The following is a 19055-nucleotide window of genomic DNA, read 5'->3' as shown; positions in this document are numbered from 1 at the left end:
TCTATATTCCTGTCTCCTGTTTCCTGCTTCCTGTCTCCTATCGGTGATACTGCTACACTCAAAGGGAATTTGAGCGATTTTATAGATAATGTCTATCGTTTGCCGTCCATGGCAAATAGCGAGTTTCAAATAGCGTAGGAGAGTGAGCTGATGAAAATCAAATCGATAGAACCCTCTCCTTTTTTCATCGAAATCGGAAAGAGGTTGTTTCAAAAGGTGGATATAACCGTGATAGGGGACGAGTCGGCTGAGATAAGCCTGAGGTATGAGATGGGAACGGATAAGGGGAGCTTAAACCTGGGCGGATTCAAAGGAGATGAAAGGAGATATGAGATCCTCCTGCCCGATCAACGTCAAACCGTCAGCGCTACCTTTAGCCTGATACGGAACGGATCGGAGGTTGATAGGGTTAGGATGGACTGGACGCCCAAAAGGCACTGGCACGTATACCTCATCCCCATCGCCCATCATGACTACGGCTATACTGACACGATAGAGAACGTGCTCAGAAGCTACGAGGGATTTTATGAGCGAATACTTGAATACTGCCGCGAGACGGACGAATACCCCTGGGAGGCCAGATTCAGATATATGGTGGAACAATCCTGGTCCATCTATCATTTCATGGATAACGCCTCTGCTGAGAAGGTAAAGGAGATGGTGGGGAGGATCAGGGAGGGAAGGGTTGAGGTTCCGGCCCTGTTCGGCAATGAGATAACAAATCTGTGTGGCCACGAGGAAATGGTACGGCTGATCTATCCCTCCTTCAACCTGAAGCGCAGATATGATATACCGATCAGGTCGGCGGCTATAACGGATATACCCGGTTTGAGCTGGGCCCTGCCGACGGTACTGAGTGGAGTGGGGGTCAGATATTTCTTCGCAGGGCTTCCGACCTATTTCGAATGGGGATATACCGTGCATAACTTCTGGGATGAATCCGTCATCTGCCCGAAGGGTAGGCCGGACGCCTTCATATGGGAGGGACCGGACGGATCACAGCTGTTGGTCTACTATCAGGGAGGCTATGGGGTGTGGACGCCGGGAAGCTATGAGGAGGTAATGGAGAGATTGCCGGGGATGCTGGAGGATCTGGAGAGAAGAGGGTATCCGTTCGACGCCATCCGCTGCGCCTACAACGGTGGTGATAACCACCCGCCTGATATACGTTGTAGCTACATCGCTAAGGAATGGAACGAGAGATGGGCCTATCCCAAGCTGATAGTGGGGACCAACTCCATGTTCTTCGAACATCTGGAGGAGGATCGGTCGAGGCTACCTGTGTTTAGAGGCGAGCTTCCCGACACCGATTATGTCGTAGGTGCTATCTCATCCGCACGTGAGACAGGGATAAACCGCGTAACCCACGATCGCCTCCCAACCGTCGAGAAGCTCTCCACCATCTCCTTCCTCTTGGGAAGCCGATATCCCTCCAGGGAGATATGGAGGGCTTGGCAGGATATGCTCCTCTATGATGAGCACACGTGGGGGATGTCTGCCCCATTGGGAGAGATACAGGATTGGAATTGGAGCTGTAAAAGTCAACACGCTTACAGGGCCGCGGGATTGGCAAGCTCATTGCTGTTAGAGAGCTCACGGGGAATAGCCGATAAGGTGGACATTCCTGACGAGGGAACTCATATCGTCGTTTTCAATCCTCTCTCCTTCAAGAGGACAGACCTGGTCAGGGTACCCCGGTTAAAACCCGACATGCCCTTCAATTTGATCGACGCCGAGACAGGCGAATCCATCCCATCTCAGGTGGTGAGGATAGATGATCCCCGATTTCCCCTTCCATATGCAGAGCATAGGTACGCCATGGGACATGTTTATGAGTCTTATTCCTACGATCTGGTCTTTGTCGCTCGGGATCTCCCCTCGTTAGGTTATAAGACCTATCGGATTGTCCCTGCGGATAGCTCATCCGCAGTGAAAAGCTCGATAGAAATCAGCGGGGGTGTGATCGAGAACAGGTTCTTCAGGGTGGAGCTTGATCCGAAGACGGGGGCGATAGCCAGCATATATGACAAAGAGTTGGGAAGGGAGCTGGTGGACGAGGAGGCAGCTTATAGGCTCAATCAGCTGATCCTCCGTGCGACGCGGAGCGGAGAGATATGGGGGCTGAAGGAGGTCGAGATAAGAAAGGGGGAGATCGGACCAATCTACGGCAGCATGGTCGTTATAGGCAGATGTCCTGGATGTCCTCAAGTGATCCAGGAATTGGTGCTCTACGATCAGATCAAAAGGATAGACCTTGCGAACAGGGTTTTGAAGGATTCGACTCCGTTTCAGGAGCTGTTTTTCGCTTTCCCGTTTAAGGTGGATCGGCCGAGGTTTAGGTTCGAGGGGACTGACTCGGTTATCGAGCCGATATCCGATCAACTCCCCGGATCGAACACCGACTACCATGCCGCTCAACACTGGGTGGAGGTGTTGAACGACGAGTTCGGAATCGCCTTCTCATCGCTGGAGTCACACCTGGTGGAGCTAGGTGGGCTCTATCCTGGATACGTCTCTCAGGCGCATCACGGCATACCGTGGATGGACTACGGCCACGAATTCCTCAGTGAGAGGCCAGAAAAGGGGCATATCTATTCCTACGCCTTGGTGAGCAACTTTAGGACGAACTTCAAGCCCTCCCAACACGGTGAGGTTCTATTCAGATATTCGATCACATCATACGAGGCGGGGGAAAACGCCCCTAGGTTCGGATGGAGTTTTCACAACCCACCTATCCCCACCCTCGTGGAGGGCAAGAGGTCAGGACCTCTTCCTAAGTCCGGATGTTTCGTTGAGGTGGAACCGCAAAACGTTTTGCTCCTGGCCTTGAAACGGGCGGAGGATGGGAGAGGCGTTATTCTGAGGTTGATCGAGACAGAGGGTAGGGAAAGCCCCGTGAGGATCAGTATGCCGCTTTTCAAGATAGAAAACGCCATCAGGACGAACCTCGCTGAGGAAGACGAGGAACCGCTCTCCCTTACAGGAGGAGAAGTGGTCCTTACGGTCAAACCATTTGAGATCGCCACGGTCAGGATCTGGTGTGGTTATTGATAGAAAGCCTTCAAATACGGGATGGTTCATTTTCCTGCTGAGACAGGTCACTTGGCTGCCAAACTGCCATACATCCGTCCTTCAATCCGATCTCGCAGGTATTCAAATATCCGCTCCGCCGGATTTAACTGTTTCTTCTTGTGATGCTTTGTAATTATTGGATCTTCCAGCTCTTGGGAAATGTCGGTCTCTCTTCAGGGTGATTGATTAGGGTGATCTCTATTTTCCACCCCTCTTTCCTCTTGCTCTCAAATTTTGAGAAGTCCTAAATTGACAATGGGCAACTCGCTATGTTAAACTTAAATCCGTCAAATAATTCCAAGTGGGGTATACTCAGATGAATGTGCTTTTGGTCGCTCCGCCGTTGCCCAGCCTTTATTACACGGCGAATGTGATTTTTCCGCCTTTAGCCCTGATGTATGTGGCCTCAGTCCTGGAACGTGACGGCCATGATGTTGAGATACGGGATCTCACGCTGGATCGCTCCCCTATGGATTATTCAAATGTCGATGTCGTGGGTATCACGTGCACGACCCCTCAGTATAACTCGGCCCTTCAGGTGGCAAAGGAGGCGCACGAGCACGGCAAGATCGTTATGATGGGCGGAGTTCACGTCACCTTCACCGCCGAGGAGACGCTTAAAACTGGATATGTGGACTACGTGATACGTGGAGAGGGTGAGGAAACCGTCAGAGAGCTTTGCAGGGCTCTGCAGGAGCACGGCCGGAACTTCGACCATATGAAGATATCTGGGATCTCATGGCGTGATCCCGACACAAACGTGGTCGCGCACTCCCCCGAGAGACGGGCCATCATGGATATAAGCGGAATACCATATCCCGCCAGACATCTCATAAACTTGAAGCGTTATCCGTCCAAACTTAAGAATAAACGCGCCACAACCCTCCTGGCCAGTAGAGGTTGTCCGTATAAGTGCATCTACTGTGTGGTGCCGAACATGAACTCGGCCATCTACAGACAGCGTTCACCTGAATCGATCGTGGACGAGATAGAACATATCATGGAAAATTACGATGTGGGCGGGATACTGTTCGTTGACGATAACTTCACGATAAACGTGCGCAACACCATCAGGTTCTGTGATGAGCTTTTGAGAAGAAAAATAGACATACTATGGTGGTGTCAGTCCCGCGCCGATACGCTGCTGAAGAACGAGGAGATGGTAGATAAGATGGCACAATCCGGCTGTTATATGGTCTTTCTCGGGCTGGAATCGCCGAACGAGAGGGTCTTGAAATCCTATAACAAAAAGCTCAAAGGCGACGAAGGCGAAAAGGTGGTCAAGCTCCTCTCCAAATATGGCATCAAGACCATGGGATCGTTCATGATGGGCGAGATACAGGAGACCGAGGAAGAGGTCGAAAACACCATAAACTACGCGACGCGTATCGACCCGACCTATGCTCAATTCTCCATACTCACCCCGTTCCCGGGCACGAAGCTGTTCTCGATGATAAAGGACAGAATACTTCATTTCAACTGGGATCTGTTCGATGGGGCGCATTCTGTCTTGAGACTGGACAACCTGACCAAGGAGCAGATAGAAGGGCTGCTGAAAAAGGCTTACAAGAAGTTCTATCTCAGGGCAAGCAGGATACCCCAATATCTCAGAAATTTCGTGAATCCGTTCAAGGTGAAGGATAGCTTGAAGATAATACACCGGTTGAGGGAGCTTTCCAAAAACTACCGGATTTCGGAACAGAACCCCTCCTTCTCCAACTATCCTACTTTAAATTCGGGTGATTAATTATGGACCTAGGGAAGGTGATAGGGACGATCGTGGCCACACGTAAGGACCCGTCGTTCGAGGGTATAAGGCTTTTGATCGTCCAACCGCTGGATGAGAGGCTCAACCCTATCGGCTCTCCGGTCGTGGCCACCGATACGGAGAGGGTTGCTGGATACGGCGATCTGGTTTATACCGTCTCCGGAGGGGATGCCGCTGACGTCATCCCCGGCAGGAGGATCCCCGTCGATATAGCCATCGTCGGCCTTGTGGAGTCGATACATCTCTTGGGAGATCGGAGTTGACAGGATATGTCGTTTTTGATATCATTCAAACTGTGTAAGCTATCGTCGGTCGCGCTGGTTGCTCTCTCGGCGATTTCCCTCTTGGCCTCCGCTAACGATGAGATTTCGCCTTGGGGAGCGACGGTCAAATCGGCGATCATTCCCGGTTGGGGCCAGTTTGTAACCGGAGGCAAGGTCAAGGCCGTTATCTCCTTGACGGGCACGTATGGTCTCGCGGTTGCAGGTCTGATCGCCCGCGCCAGATATCTGGATGTGTATAACAATTATTATGTGCCAGCAGCATTAGCCGGTTCGCCTGAGGCCGATCGATATTACGATTTAGCTACGCAAAGGTATAAGTTGAGCAAGGGATTGTTCTTCGCTGCCGCTGGAGTCTGGGTTTACAGTATGATCGATTCCTACGTTAGCTCCATCATCACGAACGCTCAGATCAAAGCGCGTAAACTCAAATTCGACACCGAAAGGATAGATAAATTTGATCTGGAGTACAAAGTCATGGAGGGGGAACTGAGGATAAAAGCGACAACTGAGTTTTAAAGTCTAGCGCGGGGGTGTTTAACATGTCCGGAACCATAGTGAGGGTTTCCCTGGCTTTCGCACTGATAGGGTTGATCGTAACTATCGTGGGCTGTGGGGAACCCCCTAAGCTCAATCAGCCTCAACCCAAGGAATACGCGGCCATAGTCAATGTGCTCAAAAACAGATGGCAAAAAGGGTATATGAGCGAGGACGTCGATCTGTACATGTCCTCCTATTGGAAGGACGGGTTCCTCTACAGATCCGACATGGGCACTGAGGACGATCCGACCGATGACGTTATCTTCAACGACTACAGACAGGAGAGGGAGTCGGCGATAAGGGTCTTCGCCAAGTTCCAGGATATAGAGATAGAGCTCTCTGAGCCACCTGAGATAACCATCCTGGAACCCGGCAAGAAGGCACAGGTGAAGAACCACTATAAGATACAGGGATATGTCGCCGATGGGACGACGCTGGAAGGAGGATTCACCGGCTTCTACGCCGAAGGAGATAACACCTTCATCTTCGAATACCGACAGGCGGAAAACGGCAAGTGGGAGTGGAGGATAACCGAGTGGTACGACGCCGCTTGGTCGCCTGAGAAGATAGAGGCCACCTATGGCCTTTAAGATGTTAATGTCCTGATCCGATATGGGGCGCGGCGATCTATGTCGCGCCCTTATTTTTTCACGGCGAATCGCATGAGCTATTTCAAGGCATATCTGGATATCATAAAGAGGCGAAGCTTCGTGATCCTCGCATCCCTGATGATAGTGGCCGGTTCAGCCCTTGTGGTGGCGCTGCACGCGGAGAAGGGATATGAGGCCGCCGCGATAATAGATGTCCAGCAGAGCGGCCCGCCCGCCGGCGCGACCGGCCTCGTGCGGACCGTCCTTCTGGGCGGCGAGGAGTCAACCATGCTTGAGACCCTCTCCAGGAGGATCGGTACCGAGGCGTTCCTGAACACGGTTGTGGATGAGTTCGAAAGGAGATATCCGCGCGGAGCGGCTTTACTGCCCTCACCATCCGCACTCGTCTCCAGGATCAAACCTCAGGTGATACCCGGCACGAGATACATCGCCATCAAGGTCAAACTCAGGGAAAGCGAGGGCGGGGCCAGAAATGCCGCCATACTCGCCAACCTCGCCGTTAAAACACTTCAGGAAATCCTCAGCACCGAAAATACGGAGAGAGCAACGGCGCAGATCAAGTTCATAGATTCAAAGATAGAGGAGGTTAGAAGGGAGATCGAATCAATTAAGGAGGAAATGCTCCGCTTTGTCAGGAAAAGTGGCAACCCAAGCATCTGGAGCGCCCAGCTCGAACATCTCCTCGCTCAGCAGCAGTCCCTATTTGAGGAGAGAAACAGGGCCGAACTCGGCGTTGAAGCCTCCATGGAGAGCCTCAGATCGATAGATGCCCAACTTAGAAAGATACCGGAGCTCACCGAAACGGCACGGGTGATCTCTCAAAGCCCCCTACTTATACAACAGATGACGGATCTGGCCAGATTGGAGGTGGAGATAGCCGGAGCCAAGGTTAGATACTCCGAGAACTCCGACGAGCTCAAATCGCTTCAGGCGAGGAAGGCCAGGATCGAGGAGAAAATCAGGGAGCTGAGCGATAAAATGGCCGTATCCAAAACGATTTCAACCGACCCTCGATACCATCAGCTCCTCAGCTCCAAGATCAACGGCGAGCTCGGACTGATCAAATACAAGGCACAGTTGAAAATGGTGGATAAGCGTCTCGCCCAGATCGGCTCAAAGCTCAGCTCGCTTCTGATCGATGTGCCTGAGAAACAGCTCGAATTTGAGGGTATGACCCGTCAGATGGAAAGCGCCTACGATCTTATGAAAGAGCTCATGCGAAGGAGAATCGAAGCCGAAATATTGTTGAACGAAGGAAACATCGTCTCCGGAACGGGAATATACTCGCGAAAAGGAGGGGTGATGCTCATTCAACCCGCCCGTCCCCAGTTGTATCCCGTCAGTCCTAATCTGCGTTTTACACTCGTCATCTCCTCGGTTGTGGGATTGGCTCTGGGATTAGCGCTTGCATTCTCCTTTGAATTCCTCGACGGTCGCTTCCATTCCCCGTTCATGGCCTCAAGATCCCTCAATCTGCCGATTCTGGGGACTATTGCTCCACGACGTGGGAGATTTGAGGGTATCCCGGAAGAGATCGACGGGATAGCGGCCGGGATCGAGCTGATGCGGGAGAGAATGGGGTTCCAATCGATCCTTGTCCTGAGCTGTTTAAGGGGGGAAGGAAGGACAACCGTGGCGGCTGGCACGGCCATTTCGCTCTCACGGATGGGGAGATCGGTCCTTCTGCTCGACGCCGACATCCAAAATCCGTCCTTACATCGGCTCTTCGGTCAAGATCGGGAACCGGGACTGACTGAGATCCTGAACGGGGAAACACCGATTCAAGAGGTCGTTCGGGTTGACGAAACAACGGGAGTTCATCTCATACCTGCCGGATCAAGACTGGAGGCTCCGATGTCGCTTCTGCGACCGAATGGGATCATCGAACTCCTTGAGTCGTTCAGGGAGGGATACGATGTGATTATCTGCGATACCCCGGCGCTTACCTCCTTTCTCCCCGGTCTGATAATGGCCTCAAAGGCCGATGTAGCCCTTCTGGTGGCCGATCTGAACATGGTTCCATCTGCCACTTTAACCCGAACGGCCGAGCAACTTTCTAAGGCGAATATTGAGCTTCTGGGCGTGATTTATAATCGAGTCAGATCATGAAATTGAAACACCCCCGTCTGATCATCACAATTTCATCCATCCTGCTCATATCCCTCGTCGCCTTCTACCTGCTGATGCAATCGAATTTCATGCTGGAGAAGGCGAGGGGGATCATGCTGTCTCAGCTTCAACGTCGGTTGGACGCGGACGTTTATATAGGCCCGCTTTCAGGCAATCTGCTGAGATATATAATCGTCGGCGGGATCAGGATCAGAGATAAAAGAGGCAAGCCGTTGATTTCAGCGGGCAACGTCCTAGTGGATTACCGGCTGATCGGACTTCTCAGGGGGAAATTAGTTCTGAGTAAAATTCAGCTCGCATCGGCCAGGATAAGGCTTGAGGTCGATCGGAACGGAAGGATCAACCTGATCGAGATATACAAAAGGAAACGAAAAATCAGACTCCCACCACTTCTCGTCTCAACCGTTGTCATTAAAGACAGCTTGATATCAGTGGATGACAGGATGCATGATATAAAGGGATCAGTTTCGGATATGACGCTTCTGATCAAAAGGGGGCTCATGGGGAGACAATACAGCGGAGAGCTTGATATCCGCAGCGGTCGTATCTCGCTAGGCGGAAAGATGAGGAGGCTATCGGACATCCGGGCTTCTTTTAAGATTCGAAGCTCAAATTGGAGGATATTGCCTTCGAACATGGCTATGTCAATCGATCTTTTAGAGATGAAACTCGGAGGTTCATCGATTCGGATCAAGGGGGAGCTTCCCGACCTTCGAACTCTGAGCTTTAACGGCGATATCGACTCCTCCCTCAAGCTTCAGGATCTATCGCCTTTCCTCACTCGCCTTGGACTTCCGCCTACAATCGGCGAGATGAGAGGTTCTCTCTCCCTCGCCGTAACGGCGAGCGGGAAGCCGAAAAGTTTTTCCGGGAAGATACGGCTTAAAGGGAGGGGAATTCAACTGCAGCGGATTAAAGCCGATCTGCTCGATATCGACGGTCAGTTTACCTCCAAATCGGCCGATCTGGATCTTCTGCTTCAGGCCAACGGAGGTAAAATAGAAGGCCCCATGAAGGTAAACCTTTCAAATGGGAAACCGCTCGTAGACGGAAAACTCAGGGTTGAGAATCTAAACCTGCCGCCTCTCAGAGGAGTGGAAGGGTGTGTGAGCGGGGAGATCTCCCTGCACGGCTCGTCGTTGATGGACGCCCTTGTGGAGAGCAAGCTTCAGGCGAAGGCCTTCAAGCTGAACGGCATCGATCTATCGCCCACCGCCTTTCATCTCAGCTTGAGGCGTGGCGAGATAGAGGGCAAGGGCGAATTCGCCGGTTCCACTGCTTCGCTGAGCGGACGGATCGGAGATAACGGGTCGCGGATAAGGCTTGATGTCTCGATCAGTTCAGATCAAATCGCCCCGATCGCCTCCATCATAGGCTTGAAGGGCTTTTCAGGGAAGGGTGATATTGAGCTATCGCTTGAAGGTCCGACGAGATCCCCCGGGATGAGGATCGCGGGAGAGATAGATCAGCTCAAATATAGGCGATTTCCGCTTGGAAGGGCGAAACTGGATCTCAACGGAACCATCGACGCCCTGAAGCTCGCCCGCCTGGAGCTCAAATATGGGGATATGACAGCGGCGGTTCAAGGTGAGATCCGCCATCTTTCGACCGTTGTTCTTCAGGTCCGATTTCATAGAGCGCCGCTCGGCGATTACGCCAAGGTCATCCTGCCTCAGATAAACGTGGTCGGATATGCCGACGGCGAAGGTGAAATTCACGGAAGGGCCGGATCACCCGACGGCGAGATCGATATCTCGTTATCTCATCTAACCGCTTATGGACTTCCCTTTCAACCCTCAACCTTCAAGCTTCGATTTCAATCGGGCGGGATCATAATCCCTGATCTGGAGATGATGAGCTCCGCCGGGCCCATACATGCGAAGGTTGAGATCTCGCCTGACGGTCATCTCCATATTGAGGGTGAGGCCGGGCCGATGAGGCTATCCGATTTGGTCCGATCTCGGGGACTTTCGCTTCCGATGACGGGGGAGATCTCGGCAAGCTTCAGGGGAGGCGAACTCCCCGGTCGTCCTTTCGATTTGACCTCCAGGATCGGCGTGAAGGGGATGAGATATAGGGGACGGTCTCTGGGTGATATGGTGATGAAGCTGAAGATGACAGGTAAGGAGCTAAGGATCGGATTGGATGGATTCGACGGGACGGTCAGGGGCGAGATGTTGTTCTCCGACGGCGGAGCGGATCTTGATCTCAGCCTGTCCGACTTGAACATCTCCCCGTTTCTCCCATCGCCCTATTCCGGTAGACTCCGCGCCGCCGTCAAACTCGGCCTTCGAGAGCCGAGCCTCTGGGGCTTAAACGGCTCGGTGAGGATCGATTCGCTCTCCATATCTTCACCCTCCGGTCGGATGGAAACGGTTGCCCGATCTGTCCTGACCTTCAACAACGGGGTTATAGGGATCAAAGGGTTTCGGATGGCCCGGGATAACGGTGGTCGTCTTCGTATCGCCGGAAGGCTATCGCGTGACTCCTCAGAGCTGGCGGTCTCGCTCAGTCACTTCGATATCGGGATGCTGACCTCCGAACTGAACGGGGATCTGAATATGGATCTGAAGCTGTCCGGCAGGTTAAACTCGCCGTTGATCTCTTTATCCCTTTCATCCCCCGAACTGAGAGTTATGAGGTGCGACGGGATCAAGCTCGAGAACGTCGATCTGGAGTCTGAGCTGCGGGACGGGGTGATGTTGATCCGTAAACTCAGGTTTAGCCTGCCGGGCGGAGGATACACCATGTCCGGAGAGGTTCCGATCGATCTGGACCTCGAGAGGTTCTCCTTGAATTTGCCCGATGAGAGGATGGATCTCGAGTTTCAGGCCGAAATGGCATCAACCGTTTTGGATGGGATCGCATCCGGATTTCAGCTTATCGGCGGGAAGCTGAGGGTTTCGGGCAGCGTAGTGGGAACATCCTCAAGTCCGAAGCTCCATTCGAAGCTCAACCTCGATGGAGTGAGGGTTAAGCCTAAGGCCATACCTTACATGACCTCCTCATTCAGCGGCGATATGGGGATTTCGTTTGATCTCATCTCCAGATCGTTGAAGACCGATGTGGACGGAAACCTCCGGTGTGATTTGCTGAGAGGGGAGATTAAAGTAAAGGGCGGGCTTCAGGCCGTCGGCATACGTCCGTTTAAACCGCAATTCAGCTTCGATCTGACATGTCGCTCTGCCGAGATCGCCCCGTTGATACGGAAGCTAACCTCACGGTCCGATTTACCTTTGGAGGTAGACATCGAGGATCTAAGGGCGCAGGTGGGAGGTCAGGGCTTGAAACTGTCAGGGATATCCGCTGACATTTCCTTCCTAACCTCTCTCTCCCTAGCCGATGAGAAGATGAGAAGCACGTCGAGGCTTGGGATTCAGATGAGGGATGGCAGGATCGAGATACAACCCTTTGAGCTCAGGGGCGATAACTCCTCGATCGGCCTATCGGGGTGGCTGGATTCGGAGGAGAGGGTTCAGTTAGCCGCTGATATACGCCTCCCCATGAACTCGATTTCGCCCTTTTTATACGGGGACGAACGTTGGGGAGGAGATCTCAAGCTTACTCTAAAGGGAGATGGAACCCTCACCTCGCCAAGCCTGAAGTTCTCATGTCTGATCGATCGTTTCTCCTCGGGAAATGTGAAGTTCGAGCCCACGATATCCCTGCGCGCCGATTACTCCAACGATCTCCTGACCATCTCCGATCTATCGGTGAGGTTAGGCGTGGGGAGAGGCGCAAATCTCATCGGCGTCTCGGGCAAACTCCCGATCCATCTCGATCTTCGCTCAAGGCGATTTACCTTTAACGATGAGCCTCTGACGATATCAGCGAAGGGGAAGCTCGACGATCTCTCCCTCCTCTCGTCACTCAGCACGTCGATTCTGGAGATAAAAGGGAAAACGGATTTCAACCTGACCCTGGAAGGTTCACCATCGAAGATCGCCCCAAAGGGTGATATTTCGGTCCAAATCGGGCGGTTGGTCTTAAGTCAGATCGTAAAACCGATCGAATCCCTAACTATGAGAATCCACGCTGAGACTGGTTCGCTGAGGATCGAACCAGTTGACCTTGCCATCGGCGAAGGCGAGATCACGGCGAAGATCGGGTGTTCGCTGGATGGGATTCGTCCTACCGTGATGAAGGCGAACCTCGATTTTAAAGGGATTAGAATCGAGGACCTCAAGCGGCTCGGATACAGGGATATCCTAAGGGTAAGAGGATCGGTTTCGGGGGGAGCCGATATGAGATCCGATATCTCATCCCTCAGTCCTCCGTGGAGGATGGGGACGTTCGGTTATCTGAAGGGGATCCTGGCCAAAGCCAACGGCCTGCTGAGCATAGATGAGTTAAGGCTGCTGTTGAACGACCAGGAGCTCAGGCCGACGGGGAAGATAGTGGGTGTGCTTTCAAACGGCGTCTTCGATTTGAGAAGCTTCCGGATGACCCCATACCCCCGGAATTCCAGCTCCACCGTTCTAGCCGCTATGATGCTCTGGGAAGTGGGCAGATCGCTCTCGATCTCAGCTTCGGGGCTTTTCGACCTCTCCCTCATTCCCACGCTATCCGACCTGAGCGGCGCGGCGCACTTTTCCTTTTCGCTGGGTGGAACGGAGGATGAGCCGACCTTCGAGCTCTCCTGGGGACCGGATAAGCTGACGGTCAAAAGGGCGAAACTCTCCGACGTCTCCGGCCGGATAAGATACGCTAAGGGGAAGATCCTGGTGGAGAGGGCAGGGATCTCAATAGGGGGGAGCAGGATAACGGCAACCGGATATATCCCGGCGAGATTTGAACTCCCCTACTTCAGGATGTCCTATCCCGATGAAAAGATGGAGATATCGGTAGATGGCCGGATCTCCTCCCTGGACTTCATCCCACTTATCTTACAGGATGTGGTTTCCGCTCAGGGCAGAGGCAACGTGAGTCTGACGGTAGGCGGCACACTGGGCTCACCCACGCTCTCGGGCATGGCGGAGTTCAAATCGCTCTCGCTTCAATATCTCCCCTCAGCGATCTACCTGAAGGAGACCGAATTAACGGCGGTTTTTAACGGCCAGAGCCTTATCATAGACCACATGTCGGGTCTCCTCAACGACGGTACCTACGCCGTATCGGGGAGAGTCACCTTTAAGGGATTTAAACCCGAAAGTTTAGATATTAACGGATCGTGGAACTCCAGCCTTTTCTATCAACCCTCCCTCTATACGCTTCGATGCAGCGGTGATGTGTCGCTCAAGGGTAGCTTTCAACTTCCCCTCCTGACAGGGACGGTGACCATAGATGAGTTCAGATATTCGCGGCCGTGGAACGATATATTGGCGAGCGCCCTTAGCCCCTCGCCGGAGACCAGAGCGATTGTTATATTCAACTCGCCGCTTCTCAGGGGAATGGAGTTGGATCTGGACGTTCAGGCCCCAGGTAGAGTTCTGGTGGACGCCGGTATAGCCTCGGTTGAGGTCTCCTTTAATGGGAAAGTCAGAGGCCCGCTCAACCGATTCATCTTCGTCGGAGAGTCGAGCATCGTCTCCGGCGAGCTGGTATACCTGAACCACAAGTTCAAGATCGTCGAAGGGCACATAGAGAATATAGACAGGTTCAGGTTCAATCCGAAATATGTGATAGTCGCCGAGACTGAAAGGCCGATAAGGGGAGTGAGTCTGCAGGACGTTGACGGAAATCTAAGGGTCAGGGATATCGATGTGACGATCACGCTGAGTGGAACGCTCGATCAGCCCTCTCCTCCGATACTGTCGGCCAGGGTTCTCAATGCTGAGCCGGGCGAGGAGTATGAGCTGGACAGCGAGGATATCATATCGATACTGACCACCGGCAGGACCGGCTCCTTCACCTTCGCCCAGGTCGGCGAGCTTTCCTACGCGGCCGCCGATATCTTCAGAAGAGGGGCTGAGTCCTATCTCGGCGGTTTCGTCGCCAGATTGCTGGGATTCAAGGAGTTCGAGATCGAATTCGCCCCTTCAGATATCGAGGAGACGAAACTGCTCTTCACGAAGGAGTTCTCGCCGAGATGGTCGCTGACATACTCCTCAACCCTTCAGCTCCACTCTGAGCCCAGGATAGAGGTGGAGTATCAGATCAACGATCACCTGGCGATAACCGGTGAGAGAACCGAACAGGGGAAATACGGGATAGATCTGAAGCTGGAGTATGAGTTCAAATGATGATTACGCTAGCTCTTGTCCTTTTCATAATTCAGATCGCACCAGGCCAGCCTCCATCAGATGCTGAGATTGTGAGTGGAGTGGAGGTGCAATGTGAGGGGAATTACCCCGTCGATGAGGTTTACAAGCTGATATCCCCCCTCCTTCACGCTCCCCTTAGAAGGTATAAGCTCAGGAAAACCGTCGAGGAGATATATGGTCTCGGCCTATTCTCCCAGGTTGAAGTCGATAAAACGCCTCTTAAGGAAAAAGAGGTCAAGCTCACCTTTATACTGCAGCTTAAAGAGATCGTGCGGGATGTGAGGTTTAAAGGCAACAGGTATGTCTCAGAAGCTAAACTGCGCGCCGTGATAAGGTCTAAGGAGGGAACCGAATACGCGGAGGAGATCATCCGACAGGATGTGAGGGGAATCAAAAAACTCTACAGAGAGGTGGGCTTCTACGAGGTAAAGGTGTCAACTGAAGTCAGAAAGCTCTCCCCCCAGGAGGTGGAACTCATATTCCGGATAAAGGAGGGGGATAGGGCTCTGATCGGCCAGATCTCCTTCGTGGGAAACACCGCCTTCAACTCCAAAACTCTCCTCAAGGAGTCGAAACTCAAGGAGAACACCCCATACTCCGAGGAGATCCTGAGGACGGCGATGAAGAGAGTGGAGAGGTTCTACGTCAAAAATGGGTTTCTCACCGCCAAGGTTCGGAAACTCAGAGAGGCCTATTTCCCGATGATAAACCGGATAAACCTTCAGATCGATGTCACGGAAGGTCCCAAGGTGAAGGTCATCTTCAACGGGAACAAACATCTGGATGAAAAGGATCTGAAGGAGGAAATGCTGCTTTTCAGGCTGAGGGAGCTCTCCGAGTTCGTTCTGCGACGAAGCGTCTTGGATATAGAGACCGCATACAGAAGGATGGGATTCTACAACGCCAAAGCCTCCTATCGAATCGAGGGCGATATGAAACGGAACCTCATCGTGACGTTTAACGTCGATGAGGGCGAGAGGTTCAAGATCAAAAGGATAGTGTTCGAGGGTAACAGGGCTTTCACGGATGACGAGCTCAAACGACGGATATCCACCAGGGAATCGGGGTGGAGCATACCGTTTCTGGGGAATAAGAGAAAAGGGATTTACGATGAGGAGCTCTTCAAGATAGATCTGAAGGCGCTGGAGATCTTCTACCGAAGAAACGGCTATCTGGACGTCAAAATCGGCGAGCCGAAGGTTGAGGTCAAAGGTAAAGAGCTGATCATAAGGGTTAAGATAGATGAGGGGAAACGCCGATGGGTTAGGGGGATCAGGATCAAAGGATGTAAGGTCTTCAAAGAGGGGGAGCTTCTAAAAGGGCTGAGCACGAAGATAGACGAGCCCATAAACGAGGAGACCTTGATCTCCGACAGGATCTACATCAAGTCCAGATATGCCGAAAGGGGCTACCTATATGCTCAGGTCGAGCCTCGATATGATCCCGCCTCCGGGCTCGTTACCTTCTATATCGAGGAGGGAAAACAGGTGAGGGTCGGCAAGATCACCTTCTCGGGGATCGAGAGAACCAATAGATCCGTCCTTATGAGGGAGATGACCTTGAAGGAGGGCGATGTTCTCAACGCCGCCAAACTTGCCGAATCGAGGGTTAATCTCTTCAGGCTGGGACTTTTCAAATCGATCTCTTTTGAGCTTGATGGGCTCGATCGTGAGAGCGACGTCGTGGATATATCCGTTCACCTTTCGGAGCGAAACTCCGGATCTCTAAACCTAAGCGGCGGATACAGCCCCGCTGAAGGGATCAGGGCCACGATCGAGCTCTCACATAGAAACCTGTTCGGAAAAGCGCGTCGGTTCAACGCCAAGCTCCGTGTCGGCACGCTCGGAAACAGATATGAGATCTCCTACGTTGAACCCTGGCTCCTAGGAACTAGGACGAGGATGACGTCCAGGGTGTTTCGAGAGGACCTGGAGGAGATGGAAAACGCCCTCGCCACGGGGATGATCCTGGGTCTGACGCGGAAGGTGAAAAAGGCGAATGATATATCGGTTCAATACAAATATCAGATCCTCAGCGGGCCCGGCTTCCGAACCTCCATAAGCAGCCTCGGAACGCTTTTCCAGCGTGATACGAGGGATAGCTTCCTCGACCCCAGCCGGGGGTGGCTGAACGAGCTCTCGGTTGAATACGCCGGTGGCCCACTTCTGAGGGGTGAAAACAGTTTTTTCAGGCTGACGGGCGCCCTCCGCAACTACAGGAAGCTTATAGGAAACAAATCGGGCAGGAAATACCATTTGGCCTTCACCTGGGCGATCAGAGCCGGATATGCCAGAGGATTGCGAGCGACGAAACGGATAATAATCTTCGAGAGGTTCAAAGTCGGCGGCGCTAACACCGTTCGGGGATATCGGGAGGGGAAAATCGGATCCTCCGTCGAAGGGCGAGGCAATATCTTCTTTGTCGGGAATATGGAGCTTAGAAGCTGGATCTACAAGTTCGTGGGGATGAGCCTCTTCCTCGATATGGGGAACATCTGGAATGAGCCCTCCCAGATCAAGTTTGAAGGTTTAAAGACATTTGAACCCGCCGTGGGAGCAGGTTTGAGGTTCAGCACGCCGATAGGCCCGCTCAGACTGGATTACGGCTATCCCTTGGATAGATCGAAGGATGTGGGGATCCCCGGTGAGATCTGGTTCTCCTTCGGAAACATCTTCTAGATCTCGCCTTTCACTCCAGCTCAGTTATCCTTTTGATCTTCATCCTCAGACAAAGCGCCGTTTCCGGATACAAAACGTTCAGATCCGGAAGTTCCTTTATCTCCGAAGGAAGCTCGTCTCTATTTATGACCTTAAACCCCAACTCCTCCAGATAGGGAGAAAGGGAGGAGGTGAAGGCGTACACCTCCTCTATATTGGCCAATCTGGCGTAGTCCAGGATATGTTCGATCAACTGTCTGTCGATATCTTCCCCCTGGAGATCAGGTTTCACAGCCAGGACGCGGATGATCCCCGTTCGGTCGAGCAGCTCCAACCCGATGCAACCGACCACCATCCCCTCGCTCTGGGCAACCAGGAGATGTGAGACTCTCTCCTCGAATCTCTCATGGGGGAGATTCTGCGACGCCAGAAGCTCCCTTATGCCCGCAAGTTCGCCTCTGATCGCCGGTCTGATCAAAACCCTCATATCTTCATTCCCCCTTCTCGATATCGATTAACTCGTAATCCAGATTCCCTATTTCCGCCTCGGCGGCCAATCTCCAAAGCTCATCCATATCCAGTGATGGGAAGAGGGCTTTAAATTTATCCGATCCGGGCTCCAGCGCACCGATCTCCTCAGCCCTTGTTCCGGGTATTCCGGGAGCGGCATTTATAAGATCAAAGGCCGCCTTATCGCAGGCAAGACCATCTTTGGAGGCCAAGACCCCTATGTTCGGCACCATCGGGGTATCGTTCGGAGCCTGACAGTCGCATCCGGGGGTGATGTCGAGCGCTATATCGATATGCCCGACCTTGCCCTCGCGGAAGGTGGAGATAACCCCTTTATACTGATCCAGAACTCCGCGGTAGGTCTGCTGGGCCATCCCCCAGGGCACCCTGATCGCACCCTGCGGGCAGGCAGCTATGCAGTCGCCACAGCTTATGCAGAGCGTCTTATCGAGCGTGAGCCTCTTTTCCTTGAAGGAGAGCGCTCCTGCGGGACAGATCCTGACACATATGCCGCATCTGATGCATCTTTCAGGGACAAGCTTCGGCTTAGCATCAGAGCTATGAGCCCTGAGCTTGGTCTCCGTGCATGTGCCTCCCATCGCTATGTTTTTGATAGTTCCAGCTATGCCGGTATCGCCATGGAAGGTGATATGGGCCAATGAAACCAACGCATCCGCGTCGTATATAACCTGAGCCACCTTCACCTCTTCCAGCTTGTAGTATCTATCGAGTGTGACATAAACTCCGTTGTTTCGGAACCCGTCGGCGACCAGTATGGGACATCCCACCGTCTCAGGGGTGAACCCGTTCTCCTTCATCGCCTCGTAATAGCTATCCGCCGTATGTCTTCTGCGTTTGTAAAGCGTCGTGGTATCGGTCAGGACTGGCCTGCCGCCCGCATCTTTAACCAGATCGACCACGGTCCTGGCGATGATCGGACGGATATAGGTGGTCAGGCCCGGCTCGCCGAAATGCATCTTCACTGCGACCACATCGTACTCGTCTATCATATCAGCCATTCCGCTCTCCTTCCAGAGAGCCCTTATCTTCTCGCAGATTCCTCCGAGCCTCGTCCTCCTGGAATTGGCGAAATAGACCTTGCTTCCCTCGGACATATGCCACCTCTGTTCCCACCAGGTATGGATTTAAGCCTCTACTTGATTATAACCTGTTCGACCGATATATACAACCCTTCTCATCCCCTGGTTCACCCCCAGTTTGAGAGAGGGATGAAGAAAGCAACCATAGAGCGGGAAACAGACAAAAGAGGGAGATCAAAATCC

Annotated in this window: 10 protein-coding genes; 8 read left to right on the top strand and 2 right to left on the bottom strand. The window is 52.8% G+C overall.

The window, feature by feature from the left end; all coding sequences use genetic code 11:
• Window positions 1-150 precede the first annotated feature (150 nt).
• The 8 genes from J7M22_06145 to bamA all read left to right on the top strand — a co-directional run bounded on the left by J7M22_06145 (window position 151) and on the right by bamA (window position 17283).
• The gene (locus J7M22_06145) at window positions 151-3051 is read left to right on the top strand and encodes a hypothetical protein (GenBank protein ID MCD6506189.1); all 2901 of its coding nucleotides are present in this window, start codon (window positions 151-153) and stop codon (window positions 3049-3051) included.
• Window positions 3052-3388: 337 nt separating this feature from the next.
• A complete protein-coding gene (locus tag J7M22_06140; GenBank protein MCD6506188.1) occupies window positions 3389-4819 on the top strand; it encodes a cobalamin-dependent protein in 1431 nt (476 codons plus the stop codon).
• Window positions 4820-4821: 2 nt separating this feature from the next.
• Window positions 4822-5103, top strand: a complete 282-nt coding sequence (locus J7M22_06135; protein MCD6506187.1) for a EutN/CcmL family microcompartment protein — start codon at window positions 4822-4824, stop codon at window positions 5101-5103.
• A gap of 6 nt (window positions 5104-5109) precedes the next feature.
• Window positions 5110-5640 (top strand): hypothetical protein, encoded by a 531-nt coding sequence (locus J7M22_06130; GenBank protein MCD6506186.1) that lies wholly within the window; start codon window positions 5110-5112, stop codon window positions 5638-5640.
• A 23-nt stretch (window positions 5641-5663) separates the two neighbouring features.
• Complete coding sequence (locus J7M22_06125) at window positions 5664-6251, top strand: hypothetical protein (protein ID MCD6506185.1); 588 nt, start codon at window positions 5664-5666, stop codon at window positions 6249-6251.
• A 72-nt stretch (window positions 6252-6323) separates the two neighbouring features.
• Entirely contained in the window at window positions 6324-8381 is a 2058-nt protein-coding gene (locus tag J7M22_06120; GenBank protein MCD6506184.1) for an AAA family ATPase, read from the top strand.
• Window positions 8378-14584: a translocation/assembly module TamB domain-containing protein gene (locus J7M22_06115; protein ID MCD6506183.1), complete on the top strand. Its 6207-nt coding sequence runs from the start codon at window positions 8378-8380 to the stop codon at window positions 14582-14584. Before J7M22_06120 ends, J7M22_06115 begins: the two co-directional genes overlap by 4 nt.
• An 80-nt stretch (window positions 14585-14664) precedes the next feature.
• Window positions 14665-17283, top strand: coding sequence for an outer membrane protein assembly factor BamA (bamA, locus tag J7M22_06110; protein MCD6506182.1), 2619 nt, complete (start codon window positions 14665-14667; stop codon window positions 17281-17283).
• A 10-nt stretch (window positions 17284-17293) separates the two neighbouring features.
• On the opposite strand, the gene J7M22_06105 is transcribed toward bamA, so the two are convergent.
• Window positions 17294-17749, bottom strand: coding sequence for a GNAT family N-acetyltransferase (locus tag J7M22_06105; protein ID MCD6506181.1), 456 nt, complete (start codon window positions 17747-17749; stop codon window positions 17294-17296).
• 4 nt (window positions 17750-17753) lie between these two features.
• Entirely contained in the window at window positions 17754-18887 is a 1134-nt protein-coding gene (locus tag J7M22_06100) for a DUF362 domain-containing protein (protein MCD6506180.1), read from the bottom strand.
• Window positions 18888-19055 lie beyond the last annotated feature (168 nt).

The organism is Candidatus Poribacteria bacterium (assembly GCA_021162805.1).
In the GTDB taxonomy this organism is placed as follows: Bacteria; Poribacteria; WGA-4E; order B28-G17; family B28-G17; genus JAGGXZ01.
The sequence above is the reverse complement of the archived record's forward strand: the minus strand, read 5'-3'. Positions and strand labels throughout refer to the sequence as shown.